Raw genomic sequence first — 14,333 nt, 5'->3', positions numbered from 1 at the left:
AAAGCCGCGCCTGCTGATGGAAAGCAAAGCGCAAAGCGAAGCCCTGCCCACTCTGGAAGACTACGATTACCCCGGCCGTTTCCAAGACCGCACCCGCGGCCAACACCTGGCCACCAGAACCCTAGAAACCCACCGCAGCGACTACCGTGTGGCGCAAGGCGACAGCGACCAGCCAATCCTGATCAGCGGCCACTTTCTGGCCCTGACCGAGCACCCTCGCCAGGAATGGAATGATCTCTGGCTGCTGACATCGGTAACCCACGAAGGCAAACAGCCCCAAGTGTTGGAAGAATCGGTGACCAGCACCAACCCCGGGGATGACTTCACCCAAGGCTATCGCAACACCTTCACTGCCACCCCCTGGGACGTCATCCACCGCCCGCAGAACAACCACCCCAAACAACCCATCAAGGGTACCCAAACCGCCGTCGTCACCGGCCCCGAAACCGAAGAGATCCACTGCGACGAACACGGCCGCGTCAAAGTCCAGTTCCACTGGGACCGTCAAGGCCAGGCCAACGACAAAACCAGTTGCTGGCTCCGCGTCGCCAGCAACTGGGCCGGCGACCGCTACGGCGGCATCGCCATCCCAAGGATAGGCATGGAAGTGCTGGTCACCTTCCTCGAAGGTGACCCCGATCAACCGCTGATCACCGGTTGCCTGTACCACAAGACCCACCAGGTCCCGTACAGCCTGCCGGAGCACAAGACCCGCAGCGCCTTCAAAACCCTCAGCAGCCCCGGTGGCGACGGCTTCAACGAACTGCGTATTGAAGACAAGGCTGGTGAAGAACAGATCTTCATCCACGCCCAGCGCGACTGGGACCAGAATATCCAGCACGATCAGCACATCCGCGTCGGCAACGAACGCCACGACCGCGTCGAAGCTAACAGCTACACCGAGCTGCTGGCCGAGGAGCACCACACCACCCATGCCGATCGCAAAACCGAGATCAAGGCCGACGACCACCTGACCGTCGCCAACAACCAGCACATCAAACTCGGCACTGGCCAGTTCATCGAAGCCGGTCAGGAAATCCACCTGTCCAGCGGCATGAAAGTCGTCCTCGAGTCCGGCAGCGAGATCACCTTCAAGGCCGGCGGCAGCTTCGTCAAGATCGACCCCAGTGGGATATCGATGGTCGGACCGCAGGTGCGGATGAACTCGGGTGGGAGTGCGGGTAAGGGGAGTGGGGCGGCGCCGGCGCTGCCCGGGGAGACCGCAGCAGCACCTGACGCTTTCTCCGGCAATCTATTGGTACCAGCGCAGCGGCAGGCACAGTCGTTGGCGCCCCCGTTGTGCGCTATCTGTACCCCAAATAATGGGGGCGACGCGTGAGCACACGGTATCTGTTACTGGATGGTGTGCGTTATGAGCAAGCGCTGGAGCGCCTATACCGGCGTGATGAAGAACTGCAAATAGAACCGCTCTACGCCGGCACGCCTTGGCAGGATCTGGCTGACCTGGGGCCCATCCTGCTCGGCCTGCATCAGGACTCAACACTATGGCAGGAGGTCGATGATGAGCCGGAATGGCACGCGGCTGCGGCTATATTGACCAGCCCTGCACCCATGACACAGATAGCCGACCATCTACGTCAGTTCAATGAGGTGGCCGATACCCAGGGTAACGCCTACCTGCTGCGCTATGCCGATCCACTGGTTGCCTGGTTCTGGCTGAACAGTTTCGGTAGTGACACCGCATTACACGTGCTTGGCCCAATCAGCCAATGGCATATCGTGCAACCGCAGGTAACCTGGCAGCCAGCCGACGCAGGTTGGCAGGTATTTGACGGCCCGGACCCCGGAGCCAGTGCATCGCCATGCAATCCATTTGGCGAGGCACAACAACAAGGGCTGGATCAGGCTTATCGTTGGCAATTGAAATCCCGCCTCTATGCATGTCTGCAAGCCAATCACCCCGTTGCATTACAGCGTCTGACACCAAGCGCTCTGGATAGCTGGCTGGATAACCGGCTACTCACCGCTGAGGCTTGGGGGCTGGCCAGTGAACGCAGCCAGGTTATCTGGTGCGCATTGAGCCTGACCCATGGCGATGACTTCGCCACCGTCACTGATGGGTGCTACCAGCATTGGCTAAGCCATCATCAAACTGCCGCATTCACCCCCGACCAACGCCTCCAACAGTATTACCGGACTATGGCTGAGCCAGAAGGACTACCGACATGACCAGCATGCGCACGCCCAGCGAGATCAGAGACAACCTTTTCGCCACGTTTGCTGACAAGCCCATGACCAGTATCGGGCAGTGCCCTTTGCAGCAGGTGGAAATAGCTATCTTCCCGGTGCGCTATGCACTCGATGAAGCCGCGCAAACCAGCGGTGAACCGGGCCCGCATCCGATACCCGCTACTTGGCAAGGCGCAGACTCCTTGCCTGTTCTGCACACGCGGACCTATACCCAGCGTCAGTTGCGTGATGGGTGGCTGTACGTCATCGACCAGACAGCCAACACGCTGGATGAATACCGTGTGCAAGGCGCGACCTTCAGCAAGCAGGCTGCAGCAGTTGGGGGTAGCGCGGAGCCCGCGCTGGGCCACCTGTTATATCCACGAGGGCACCAGTTGCTACTGGCTTACTCCAGTGTGAAGTGGAGTGAGTACACTCACGAACGTATGGCTGACCCAGCAGAGCAAGCGCGCTGGATGCGCCCCCTCGATCTGGCCGGATATGCCCACACCATGCAGGCACCCCACTGTGCTGCACTGACTGAAATAGCAGAGCATGTCGCTGATATTGACCCCGGCACGGCGAAGGCGGATTTGCGTTTCGACAGCACCTTGGTGGCCACCCAGGCCCAGGATGCGGAGCAGGCCTGCAAACCGGCTCTGGGTAGTGACCGGGTGTTGGCCTGCGTGCCGGATCAGGACTCAGCCCTGTTCATTGCACTGGATGACCCGCTGGGCATACTTGAAGACCTGAGCATGCAAGCGGCTGGCCCAGCGTTGGCCCTGGCCCAGTTTGAAGAACAGCATATGCACCGGCTGACAGTGGCTCAGTATGTGGAAATGCTGGCGGGAGCGGACTTCTCTGATCTGGAAACCACACTCAATGTGGATGACCAAGCCTTTCACACCTTCAAACGGAAAGCCCAGCGTTATCTGGATGCGAGGGTCATGCAGCAGTTCGATGCCGCCAATGGAGGAACCGTCGGGCTCCAGCAGGCCATCAAAGAGCGGGATTTGCTGAACGCCGAATATGGCGGAGACATCGTCGATCGCGTGGATATGCTGTTGGCCCAGTGGCGAGCCAGAGACTCCCTGCGCGGGCAGGTGCGCTTTGGCGAAGCTCAGCAATATGTACTGGAAAAGCGTGTAGAGCTCGACGGCCATCAGGCCTCACTGAATATCTGTCTTGAAGACCTGATCGTCTGGCTGAAGCGTTTGGGGACAGACCCCCTCTGTGTATTTCATGATCAGACCGAGGAGAGTCAATGCCTGAGCCTGATAGAACACGCGGATGCCTGGCTGGGTCTACTCACTCAACATGAAGCCGGTCGTGACTGGGTTATCAAGGACTACGCCGAACCAAACACCCTGATGGGCTTGGCACATTACAACTTCGACAAGGAGCTGGCGTCGAATATTGACCGATTGGCACAGGAGTTTACCGAGCAGGAAGGTATCAACCTGGCGGTAGCCGGTTCAGTTGCGAAGCGCTCACAGGAAATCACCGACGTACTCAGCAACGAAACCATCCGCAACAGCGCCCTGTTTCAGCGTATGAGCCAACCGGCCCAACGCGCCTATGACACACTATTGAAGGTCGCCAGCCAACATTTCGAAGACCTCTGGGAAGCCTTCGAGTACAAACTGCTGCCCGCCGTCAGCAGCCGGCTTGGCCCGCAATGGAAACCCGTTGCCTATCTGACCATCAGCGTGGCAGTGCAAAGCACAGTCGATGAAATCAGACCCTATCTCATCCTCGACCCAGAGTACCGACAGAAACACGCACGCTGGACGCGACAGGTCGTCATGGTCACCCGTAAACTCAATGCCCAGAGCCACGTAGCGCGCACCGGAGCACGCCATGATCGTCAAGCTGCCACCCGGGATGTGAGACAGCTCAAACAACAACTGGATAACCTGATGCTGGAAATGCCCGCCAAAATTCTTGCGCGTGGCGAGATAAGCGTGCAACGACAGCAGACAGTCATTCAGCAGCGGGCTTTCACCATCGAAACCCTCGGTCGAGCTGAGCTGGCCCAACAGCTGGAAGCCAAAGCCAAGGATTATGGAAGCTATATCAAACGAGCCAACGACTGGGTCCGGAACAATATCAACAAGGGGCTGGCAGGGTTGGTCACGGTGCTGAACTTCTGGAACTTCCACACCGCCATGGCCGACGCCGGAGCCAGCGGCGAGTGGACTACCAAGGACCAGCTATCAGTCAGCACAGCCGCCGCCACCATGCTCAGTGGTTTGACTGCGCTGGCGATAATGCCGGTTTGGGCGAGGATGGCTGGTCTTACTGGTGAGGCAACCGTTAAAGGTAAGGCTGTTCAGGTGCGTCTTGTAGATGCCGCAGCCAAATACTGGCATCCGGATCACGGACAGCATAAGGCCCTGTTCAAGACCTTTGCCAAGCGAGCCTTCGCCATGTCGGGGTTGGCGGTAATCGCGTCGGGAGCCGAGTTTGTCCAGATCCGAGAGGACATCAGTAACGCCAAATCTAGCAGTGAACAAGTGGCTCAGACGGCAAAGCTCTTTACGGTAATTGGAATGTTTGGAGTAGCCTCCTTTCAAGCGACCAGTTCATTAGGGGCAATGGCAGGTGTGTTTTCCGTGGGGGCAGCATTTGCTCCTTGGACGGTGATCGCATATGCAGTAATAGGTGTCGCGTATTTGATCACCACCTTGATTGTAGAGAGCCTGAAAATGGAAGGGTTCAGGTTATGGCTGCACCGTAGTAGCTGGAGTAAATCAGCCGCAAACTACTGGTCAGATACGGAAGAGGGCAACAAGGATGAGCTGAGAGCCTTGCATGAATTACTGATGCGCCCAACCGTTTTGACGCAAACACTGAAATGGAAATTAAGTGACCATGATAATCCTAACCGCAACGGTGTCTGGCTTAAGCTGATGTTGCCGCCTGATGTGGCAGGGCAAGATATCCGTATCTATCCGATTATGGTGACAGAAGGGAGCTGGTTCAGTAAGGCTAGGCAGACCGAATTCCGAAAAAATATGTATGCCAACTACTTTGCTGATGGAAACTGGGTTGCTCTGGAGGAAATTGGGCAATGGGATGCCCTGGATGTCCGTCAATATAGACACCAGCCGCCAGCTCAATACATGGCAGTAGATTGGCGGGTCTGGCTTGTCCACCTGCCTCATAGCAGAGGAATGGATCGACTCGAGCTCGAGATCCACTATCCTTCAGCAATCATGAATCGCCCGGATAATCTCGGCTACCGCTTCAGTATCGATCTCCATGGTGTGAAAACAGGTGGCCTACACGAGAATCCCTACATAAGAGGGCAGTTAGCCGAGCCTGATGAGGATGTTAAGTTGTTAGTAATTGATAGTATTCCTGTTGGCTCACGTAATGCCGTTTCTTTGGGAGTTATTTGATGCGACGTACCGGGTGGATAAAAACACTGGATTTATCTGATCAGATAGAGTGGCAGTATGCTGCTGAGCCGCAGGTCTTGACTTGGACTGTAAAAGCTATTGATCGAAATATTCTGATCTGGATTTGCTTGGCTGGAGTGATTGTTGTTCCGATGATGATAGCCTCTCTTGTGTTTTACACTAAAGGCGACGGTTTGATGGCCAGCGGATTTCTTTTTTCAATAACAATAATCATTTTTCTTACTTATAAGAATGGTATGGAAAAAACCGTCTTCGTCTATCGCGCCACCGAAAAGCGCTTGGAGATTTGCCAGTGGCAGGATATCCCCGATTTGGTGTTTACCTTCCTTAAGGTATTCCCCTTTATCATCGTCGGCATCATCCTGATGGCTCTGATCAGCAATCCCGCGCTATCCATTGCCGCACTGGCAGGCCCGGCGTTGGTGGGCATTCTTCTGGCATCCGTGGGTGGTGACTCAAACTACAAGGCAATCTACAAACGATTTCGTCGTGATGAGGTCATCTGGTCAGAGATTCGCAAGGCTCTATTGGATGAACGAAAAGGGTTGATTGCATTTAGTGTTGATTGGGAAAACAAGGTAATTGACCCAGCAGAGGTTGACCTTACAAATAAAGAGCACCATCTACACCTGTATCCCATTTATTTCCGTAAGGATCAAGAGCAAGCTGTTCTTTCCTTAATCAAGGATAAGGTGGCCGACGGCGCACCCGTGGTGGAAGGAAGTTATAAATACCCCTTTTCAGGCTAAAAGGGGTTCAAGCGGAAGGAGTTCCCGAGTGGTTGTCGCGGCAGTTGAAGTGGGTGACCGGGGTGGGCATGCTGATGCTGGCTATGGTGCATCCGGTGGCGTTCGACCATTGGGTTGCGTTTCGGGTGATACAACTCTCCTTGCGGTTGGGGGCTTGTCATTGGGGCACTCTGATATGGGTTGGCCTGATTTTTTATCCGCGCGCGAAGTCGGGCTTGCCCAAGAACGAGTTTTCAAAAAAGCAGCTGAAGTGACAGCCGCTTTGCGGCCTCATTCCAGACCGGCGAAATAACTGGCCCGTGAACTAAACCCATTGACGATACTGACTTGAGCATCAGCACCATCATCTGCACCTGATCCATACACCGAAGCAAGAGCTGCACCCCAAGTGGGCGGCGAAGGCGGCGGTAAGCAGCACATCCAGGACAAGATACCAGGCGGGTCTCGGCAATCAGGGGTGCCTGGTAAAACTCCCCTAATCTTCTGTTCTATAAAACATTAATGGTTCGGATAAGCAGTCAGCGCGGCTGGCTTGCGGTCCGTTACTGCGCGTCATTTACAGCCATGGCATGGCAATTGCTGTTCCCAGTGTGTCCTGATAAGGAGCGCAATCTGTGCACACTGATAAAGCAACCCGCCTGCAACTTCTTGATCTGAGCCTGATTCAGACCCGGGTGTTCCACCTGACCTGGATGGCCTTCTTCGTCTGTTTTTTCGCGTGGTTCGCCTGTGCCCCGCTGATGCCGGTGATCCGGGGCGAGTTTGATCTGACCACCAAGCAGATTGCCAACATCAATATTGCTGCGGTGGCGATTACCATTCTGGTTCGTCTGATCATCGGCCCGCTTTGTGATCGGTTCGGCCCGCGAAAAACCTACACCGGTCTGCTGTTGCTGGGTGCCATTCCGGTGTTCGGCGTAGCCTCAGCGCAGAGTTACGAGAGCTTTCTGTTCTTCCGCCTGTTGATCGGTGCCGTGGGCGCCAGCTTCGTGATCACCCAATACCACACGTCGGTGATGTATGCAGCCAATGTGGTGGGTACGGCCAATGCAACGGCGGCAGGTTGGGGGAATGCCGGCGGCGGCGCCGCCCAGGCGATCATGCCCCTGGTATTGGGTGCGGTAATCATGCTCGGCGCCGGAGAGGCGCTGGGCTGGCGCGTGGCCTTGCTGGTACCCGGTGTGTTGATGCTGGTGATGGCGTTTCTTTATTGGCGTTACACCCAGGACTGCATGGCGGGCAACTTCAGCGAGTTGCATGCCGCCGGGGAATTACCCGGCATGGATAAGAAAGGCGGCTGGAAGAGCTTCAAGTTGGCTGCCGGCAACTACCGCGTGTGGCTGTTATTCATCACCTATGGCGCCTGTTTTGGTGTGGAAATATTCATGCATAACGTGGTGGCCATCTATTTTCTCGACAACTTCGATATGTCACTGAAGACCGCTGGGCTGGTGGCTGGCAGCTTCGGCCTGCTGGCGCTGTTTGCCCGTGCGCTCGGTGGCTGGGTTTCCGACCAGGTGGCGCGCCGTGGCGGTCTGGATGCGCGCACCAAGGTGCTGTTTGTGCTGATGGTGGGTGAGGGGCTTGGATTGCTGGTGTTCTCGGTGATGGACAGCTTCCATCTGGCGGTGCTGTCGATGCTCGCTTTCGGACTGTTCACCCATATGGCTTGCGGCGCCACCTATGCACTGGTGCCGTTCATTGATCGCGAAGCACTCGGCGGTGTGGCCGGTATTGTCGGTGCTGGAGGCAATGTGGGTGCGGTCGCGGCCGGCTTTCTGCTGCTGTGGGTCGGAGAAGTGCAGCAAACCCTGTTCATTCTTGGCTCTGTGGTATTGATCAGTGCCTTGTGCGCCATCGCCGTGCGCTTTTCCGCAGCTCATAAAGTACAAGAAGAGGCATTGCTTCAGGATGCCCTGGCGCAACGATCTGCCTTGGCGGCGGACAACAGCGCTGAGTATCAGGCCTGAGGGAGACAGTGATGAAGCAGCAACGGCTGGTGGTGGTTGGCAATGGCATGGTCGGCCAGAAATACCTCGAACACCTGGTGGCCGGCGGGTTGCACCAACACTATCAGGTGACGGTGCTATGTGCAGAACCCCGCCCGGCCTACGATCGCGTACATCTATCGGCGTTTTTCACCGGGCGCAGCAGCGAGGATCTGTGTCTGGTGCCAGCGGGCTTCTTTGATTGCCATGGTATCGAGCTGCGTGTGGGAGAAGGTGCCGAGCACATCGACCTGAACAGCAAGACGGTCCTGACCAGCAAGGGCGCGACGCTCGGGTACGACAAGCTGGTGCTCGCCACCGGCTCCTATCCCTTTGTACCGCCGCTACCGGGACGGGAACGCCCCGGCTGCTTGACTTACCGCACCATCGAGGATTTGCAGGCAATCATGGCCGCCGGTCGCGATGCTGAAGTGGGCGTGGTGATCGGCGGTGGCCTGCTCGGTCTGGAAGCGGCCAAGTCGCTACACGACATCGGCTTGCAGACCCATGTGCTCGAATTTGCGCCGCGCTTGATGGCCGTGCAGGTGGATGACGGCGGCGGCAGGTTGTTGCGACGCAAGATCGAGCAGCTTGGCGTGTCGGTGCATACCGGCATGAGCACCACGGAAATCGTCGACGGTGAGTTCTACCGTCATCGGCTCAACTTTGCCGACGGTCAACATCTGGAAGCGGATCTGGTGGTGTTCTCCGCGGGTATTCGTCCCCAGGACAGTCTGGCCCGCGACGCGGGTCTGGCAGTAGGCGAGCGGGGCGGCATCGTTATCGATGACCATTGTCGTACTTCCGATCCCGCTGTGTATGCCATTGGTGAATGCGCGCTCTGGGGGGGACGCATTTATGGCCTGGTGGCGCCGGGTTACGAGATGGCGCGCGTGGCGGTTGATCATCTGCGACACGCGCGCGATGGCACGCCGACGCGGCAGTTCACCGGCGCTGATATGTCCACCAAGCTGAAACTGATGGGCGTGGATGTCGCCTCCTTCGGTGATGCCCATGCCAGCACGCCGGGTGCCTGTTGCTACCGCTATGAGGATGAGCGCAAGCAGATTTACAAGAAACTGGTGGTAAGCGAGGACGGGCGCCAGCTACTGGGCGGTGTGCTGGTAGGGGAGGCCCGGGAATACAATACGTTGTTGCAACTGATGCTCAATGCCATGCCGCTGCCTGAGACGCCGGAACAGCTGATCCTGCCTGCCCTGGGCGCGCCCCTGAATCTCGACGTCACGCAGTTGCCGGATAGCGCCATCCTCTGCCAGTGCCAGAACGTGAGCAAAGGGGCGCTATGTCAGGCCCTCGCCGACGGGTGCTGCGACCTGGCCGCCATCAAGACCTGTACCGGCGCTGCTACTGGCTGTGGCAGTTGCGAACCGCTGGTGCGGACGCTGCTGGAGGCGTCCGAGACTCTGGCCGGTGCGCTGGCGGAGATGGACGCATGACCTGTACTACCTGTCCCTATTGCGGCGTGGGTTGTGGGGTGATCGCCACGGTGGGTAAAGCAGGCGAGCCGAACCGGTTGCACATCCAGGGCGATCCGGAGCATCCCGCCAACTACGGTCGTCTCTGCGTCAAAGGTTCCGCGCTGGCAGATACCCTGGGACTGGAAGGGCGCTGCCTGCAACCGTTGCTGCGTGATGGCGAGGGGCGGACGCAGGCCGCCTCCTGGGACCAGGCGTTGGATCGGGTGGCCACCGGCATGCGGCGTATCATCGACCAGCACGGCCCGGAGGCGGTGGCCTTCTATGTTTCCGGCCAGTTGCTGACCGAAGACTATTACGTGGTCAACAAGCTGGTGAAAGGGTGGCTGGGTACCGCCAACATCGATACCAATTCCCGCTTGTGCATGTCCTCTGCCGTCGCCGGCCATAAAAGAGCCTTCGGCGAGGATCTGGTGGGTGGTAATTATCGGGATCTGGAGGAGGCGGATCTGGTAGTGCTGGTGGGCTCCAATACCGCCTGGTGCCATCCCATCGTCTATCAGCGAATGATGCAAAGCCGGCGCGAGCGCCCGGAGAAACGTATCGTGGTGGTCGATCCGCGCCGGACCGCCACCTGCGAGCAGGCGGATCTGCATCTGTCGGTGAAGGCGGGCTCGGATGTGTGGCTGTTCAACGGCTTGCTTACCTATCTGGAAGAGCACGGCGTAGTGGACACCGAGTTTGTCGCCAATCACACCGGCGGTGCCGCCGAAGCTTTGGTTGCTGCCCGCGCCAGCGCCGGCCGCTTGGAAGTAGTGGCCAAGGCCTGCGGCGTCCCCGTGGCGATGCTGCAGACGTTCTACGCGATGTTCGCCAATACCCGGAAAGTGGTAACGGTGTTTTCCCAGGGTGTGAACCAGTCCTCCAGTGGCACCGACAAGGTCAATAGCATCATCAATTGCCACTTGCTCACCGGGCGACTTGGCGAGCCCGGCATGGGACCGTTCTCCATCACCGGTCAGCCTAACGCCATGGGCGGACGGGAGGTCGGCGGCCTGGCCAATACTCTGGCCGCCCACCTGGAACTGAACGATGCGCGGCATCGGCAACTGGTGCAGGATTTCTGGCAGAGCCCGGTCATTGCCCACGAGCCGGGGTTGAAAGCGGTGGACCTATTCGAGGCGGTGCATGATGGCCGCATCAAGGCGTTATGGGTGATGGCTACCAATCCGGTGGTCAGTCTGCCGGATGCTGATCGGGTACGGGAAGCGCTGGACCGCTGCGAACTGCTGGTGGTCTCCGATCTGTTCGCAGATACCGATACCGCCGCTGCAGCGCAGGTGGTGTTACCGGCGCTGGGTTGGGGCGAAAAAGACGGTACGGTAACCAATTCGGAACGCTGCCTGTCCCGGCAAAAGACCTTTCTGCCGCCGCCGGGAGCGGCAAAGCCCGACTGGTGGGCGGTATGTGAAGTGGCTCGCCGACTCGGGTTCGAGGGATTCGACTACCAAGGCCCACACCAGATATTCGATGAGCACGCACGCCTGTCCGCCTGGCGCAACGATCAGCACGGTGTACAACGGGCTTTTCATATTGGTGGTCTGGCGGGTCTCGATACCGACGCTTACGACCGCCTGCGCCCATGCCAATGGCCAGTCTTGCGAAGAGGGGACAGCACCCCGCGGTTGTTCCATGATCGACGGTTCTTTCATGCGGATGCCCGGGCCCGGCTGGTGCCGACTCCACCCCGCGCCCCGGCCAACGCGCCGGATGACGAATTTCCGCTGGTACTTAACACCGGTCGTATCCGTGATCAATGGCACACCATGACTCGGACCGGTAGAGCATCGCGTCTGGCCAATCATTTGCCGGAGCCCTTCGTGGAAATGCACCCTTATGAAGCCATGCTCTGCGGGGTGCAGGACGGTACTCTGGTGCGCGTGGCCAGTCGCTGGGGCGCGATGGTTGCGCGGTTGCGCTGCACTGCCGATCAACCTCGCCGCACGCTGTTCGTGCCCATCCACTGGAATGACCTTAATGCGTCGGATGCGCGCGTGGGTGCGCTGGTCAATCCGGTGGTCGATCCGCTGTCCGGTGAGCCGGAGTTCAAGCACACGCCGGCGTTGGTGTCGCCTTTCCCGGTGGATTGGCATGCGGTGGTCTTCAGCCGTTCGCCCCTGCAATTCACGAAGGCAGATGCGCCGGCTTACTGGGTACGGATTCAGGGCGATGGCTTTCTCCGTTATGAATTGGCCGGACGGGGTCTGATCGAGGACCCGCAACAGTGGAGCCGAGCGCTGTTGGGCGTCGGGCAGCCCTCGATCTGGCTGGATGTTCACCAGGATGGCACCCAGGACTACTGCGCCGCGGCGCTCGATGCTGATCGTTTGCTGGCCTGCGTTTATCTGTCACCCCGCGCCGACTTGCCTTCACGCAGCTGGTTGGGGCGCCTGTTCGAGAAGCAGGCGTTGTCCGAGGCGGATGTGGTCGGGCTCAAGCTGGGCCGCTCCGTGGACCCGGCGGACGATGCCGGTGCGACGGTATGCTCATGCTTCTCGGTAGGCCGCAATACCATTCTCGACGCTATTCGCGATAACGGCCTGACCTCAGTGGAAGAGGTCGGGCGTTGTGTGAGAGCGGGCACCAATTGTGGATCCTGCCAGCCTGAAATTCGCGCGCTGATCGCGAATGCGCGATTGGCGGAAAACGCGTGAAGGGCGTGACGGTAGCGATTCTCGCCGGCGGGCAGGGGCGGCGGCTTCACGGCCTGGACAAGGGGTTGATACCGATTCTCGGCAGCAGCCTGGTCGAGCGGATACTGCAAACCCTGCCCGAGGGAATACCCAGGCTCATCATCGCCAACCGCAATCTATGCGCCTACCGCGCTCTGGGCGTCCCGGTGGTGAATGACCCCTGGCCGGACTTTCGCGGCCCGCTGGCGGGTGTTCTGGCTGCGCTGCGTACGGCCACCACACCATGGGTACATATCATTCCCTGCGACGCGGTGATATTGCCCGATGATCTGCTGTCTCGCTTAACCACCCGCGCCGGTCATGAGTTGAGGGCGGTATATGCCGCGTCAGGTGGGCAGGGACATTACCTGTGCTGCCTGTTGCATCGCAGCCTGGAAGCGGATCTCGCCGCCGCCCTGGACAACGGCGAGCGTGCGCCGCGCCGTTGGTTGGCCAGTATCGGCGCTCAGCCGGTGGACTTCTCCGACGTGCAGCCGGAGCCGCTATGGAGTGTGAATATCCCCGCAGACATGGCCCACGCCTGCGCCCGTTTGAGTCGAGGAAGCTGACCATGGACATGGCCACCAGCCCGCTGCTGCAGGATCGTTTCGGGCGCTCCAAACGCAAGCTGCGTTTATCTCTCACCGACCGCTGCAATTTCCGCTGCCGGTACTGCATGCCGGAGCACCCGCAATGGCTGCCCGGCCGCGAGCTGATGGACCGGCAGGAGCTGGTACGGCTGGCGACCCTGTTTGTCGATGCCGGTATCGAGGAGATTCGCCTGACCGGCGGTGAACCCCTGTTGCGCAAGGACGTGGTGGCCTGCGTGGCGGCATTGTCGCGCCTGCGCGAACGCGGCTTGAAGCGACTGTCGATGACCACCAATGGCACCCGTTTGCCTATGCTGCTCGACGATCTGATCGAGGCTGGCCTGGATGATCTGAACATCAGTCTGGATGCGGTGGATGAGGTGCGCTTTCAGGCGCTCACCCGTAGCCCGCTGGCGCCGGTGCTGGCGGGCATCGAGCGGGCCCGCGACCGTGGCATTGCGGTCAAGCTGAACGCGGTACTGATACAGGACTACAACCACGATCAGATCCTGCCACTGGTGGCGTGGGCGCGATCACGGCAGCTGCCGCTGCGGTTTATCGAGTACATGCCGCTGGATGAGCCGGGGCGCTGGCAGGCAGGCCAGGTGGTGTCCGAAGCACAGATCCTTGGCGTCCTTGAGCAGCTCCATCATGTGCAGGCGCTGCCGCGCAGCTCGAACCCAGCTACCCAATATCGGCTCGATGGTGATTACACGGTAGGCGTGATCTCGACCGTGACGCGTCCGTTCTGCGCCTCCTGCGATCGACTCCGACTGACCGCCAACGGCCATCTGTACACCTGCCTGTTTTCTCGCCAGGGGCACGACCTGCTGACGCCGCTACGCAGCGGCGAGGATGACCGCGCGCTGCGCCAGCGCATTACGCAACGGGTCTGGCACAAGGACGCTGGCTATGCGGCGACGCCCGGCCCGGTGGCACGATTGATAACCATGCATGGAATGGGGGGCTGATGAACCTGTCTTTTGAATTTTATGGTGAGCTGATTCCGTTGTTGGCAGGCAATGAGCGGCTCACGCTCAATGCGTCCCCGCCGCCAGCGACGGTGGCCGATGCTTTGGTGCTGCTGGCGGATCACTGGCCAGCTTTGCAGCCACGGCTGGACCAGTGTGCGGTGGTCTGTGGCAGCGAGGTGCTACTGCGCTCCGACCCGGTGCCGGCGAGTGGCCAACTGGCTCTGCTGCCACCCGTGGCCGGAGGCTGAG

The 14,333-nt window shown here is 59.2% G+C and carries 11 protein-coding genes; all 11 read left to right on the top strand.

Going from position 1 to position 14,333, the window contains the following annotated elements; all coding sequences use genetic code 11:
* Nucleotides 1-1,339 (top strand): type VI secretion system tip protein TssI/VgrG (gene tssI / locus DHB74_RS10240; protein ID WP_499161375.1); only part of this gene is annotated, 1,339 nt, incomplete at its 5' end.
* Nucleotides 1,336-2,190, top strand: a complete 855-nt coding sequence (locus DHB74_RS10235; RefSeq protein ID WP_074780916.1) for a DUF4123 domain-containing protein — start codon at nt 1,336-1,338, stop codon at nt 2,188-2,190. The genes tssI and DHB74_RS10235, both read left to right, overlap by 4 nt.
* Nucleotides 2,187-5,594 carry a T6SS effector BTH_I2691 family protein gene (locus tag DHB74_RS10230; protein WP_499161374.1) on the top strand — a complete coding sequence of 1,136 codons (3,408 nt, stop codon included), beginning with the start codon at nt 2,187-2,189 and terminating at the stop codon, nt 5,592-5,594. The genes DHB74_RS10235 and DHB74_RS10230 overlap by 4 nt, the downstream gene beginning before the upstream one ends.
* Nucleotides 5,594-6,364 carry a hypothetical protein gene (locus DHB74_RS10225; RefSeq protein ID WP_499161373.1) on the top strand — a complete coding sequence of 257 codons (771 nt, stop codon included), beginning with the start codon at nt 5,594-5,596 and terminating at the stop codon, nt 6,362-6,364. The genes DHB74_RS10230 and DHB74_RS10225 overlap by 1 nt, the downstream gene beginning before the upstream one ends.
* Nucleotides 6,365-6,396: 32 nt before the next feature.
* Nucleotides 6,397-6,618, top strand: coding sequence for a hypothetical protein (locus DHB74_RS10220; RefSeq protein ID WP_499161372.1), 222 nt, complete (start codon nt 6,397-6,399; stop codon nt 6,616-6,618).
* 360 nt (nt 6,619-6,978) lie between these two features.
* Nucleotides 6,979-8,334, top strand: a complete 1,356-nt coding sequence (locus DHB74_RS10215; RefSeq protein ID WP_499161371.1) for an MFS transporter — start codon at nt 6,979-6,981, stop codon at nt 8,332-8,334.
* 11 nt (nt 8,335-8,345) lie between these two features.
* Nucleotides 8,346-9,809: a nitrite reductase large subunit NirB gene (gene nirB / locus DHB74_RS10210; protein WP_499161370.1), complete on the top strand. Its 1,464-nt coding sequence runs from the start codon at nt 8,346-8,348 to the stop codon at nt 9,807-9,809.
* Entirely contained in the window at nt 9,806-12,502 is a 2,697-nt protein-coding gene (locus tag DHB74_RS10205; protein ID WP_499161369.1) for a nitrate reductase, read from the top strand. Before nirB ends, DHB74_RS10205 begins: the two co-directional genes overlap by 4 nt.
* A complete protein-coding gene (gene mobA, locus DHB74_RS10200; protein WP_499161368.1) occupies nt 12,499-13,089 on the top strand; it encodes a molybdenum cofactor guanylyltransferase MobA in 591 nt (196 codons plus the stop codon). The genes DHB74_RS10205 and mobA overlap by 4 nt, the downstream gene beginning before the upstream one ends.
* Nucleotides 13,090-13,091: 2 nt before the next feature.
* Nucleotides 13,092-14,081, top strand: coding sequence for a GTP 3',8-cyclase MoaA (moaA, locus tag DHB74_RS10195; RefSeq protein ID WP_074780892.1), 990 nt, complete (start codon nt 13,092-13,094; stop codon nt 14,079-14,081).
* Entirely contained in the window at nt 14,081-14,332 is a 252-nt protein-coding gene (locus DHB74_RS10190; RefSeq protein WP_499161367.1) for a MoaD/ThiS family protein, read from the top strand. Before moaA ends, DHB74_RS10190 begins: the two co-directional genes overlap by 1 nt.
* Nucleotide 14,333: the final 1 nt, after the last annotated feature.

It is taken from the genome of Pseudomonas sp. G11-1, assembly GCF_024031555.1.
Classification (GTDB): Bacteria; Pseudomonadota; Gammaproteobacteria; order Pseudomonadales; family Pseudomonadaceae; genus Halopseudomonas; species Halopseudomonas bauzanensis.
The sequence above is the reverse complement of the archived record's forward strand: the minus strand, read 5'-3'. Positions and strand labels throughout refer to the sequence as shown.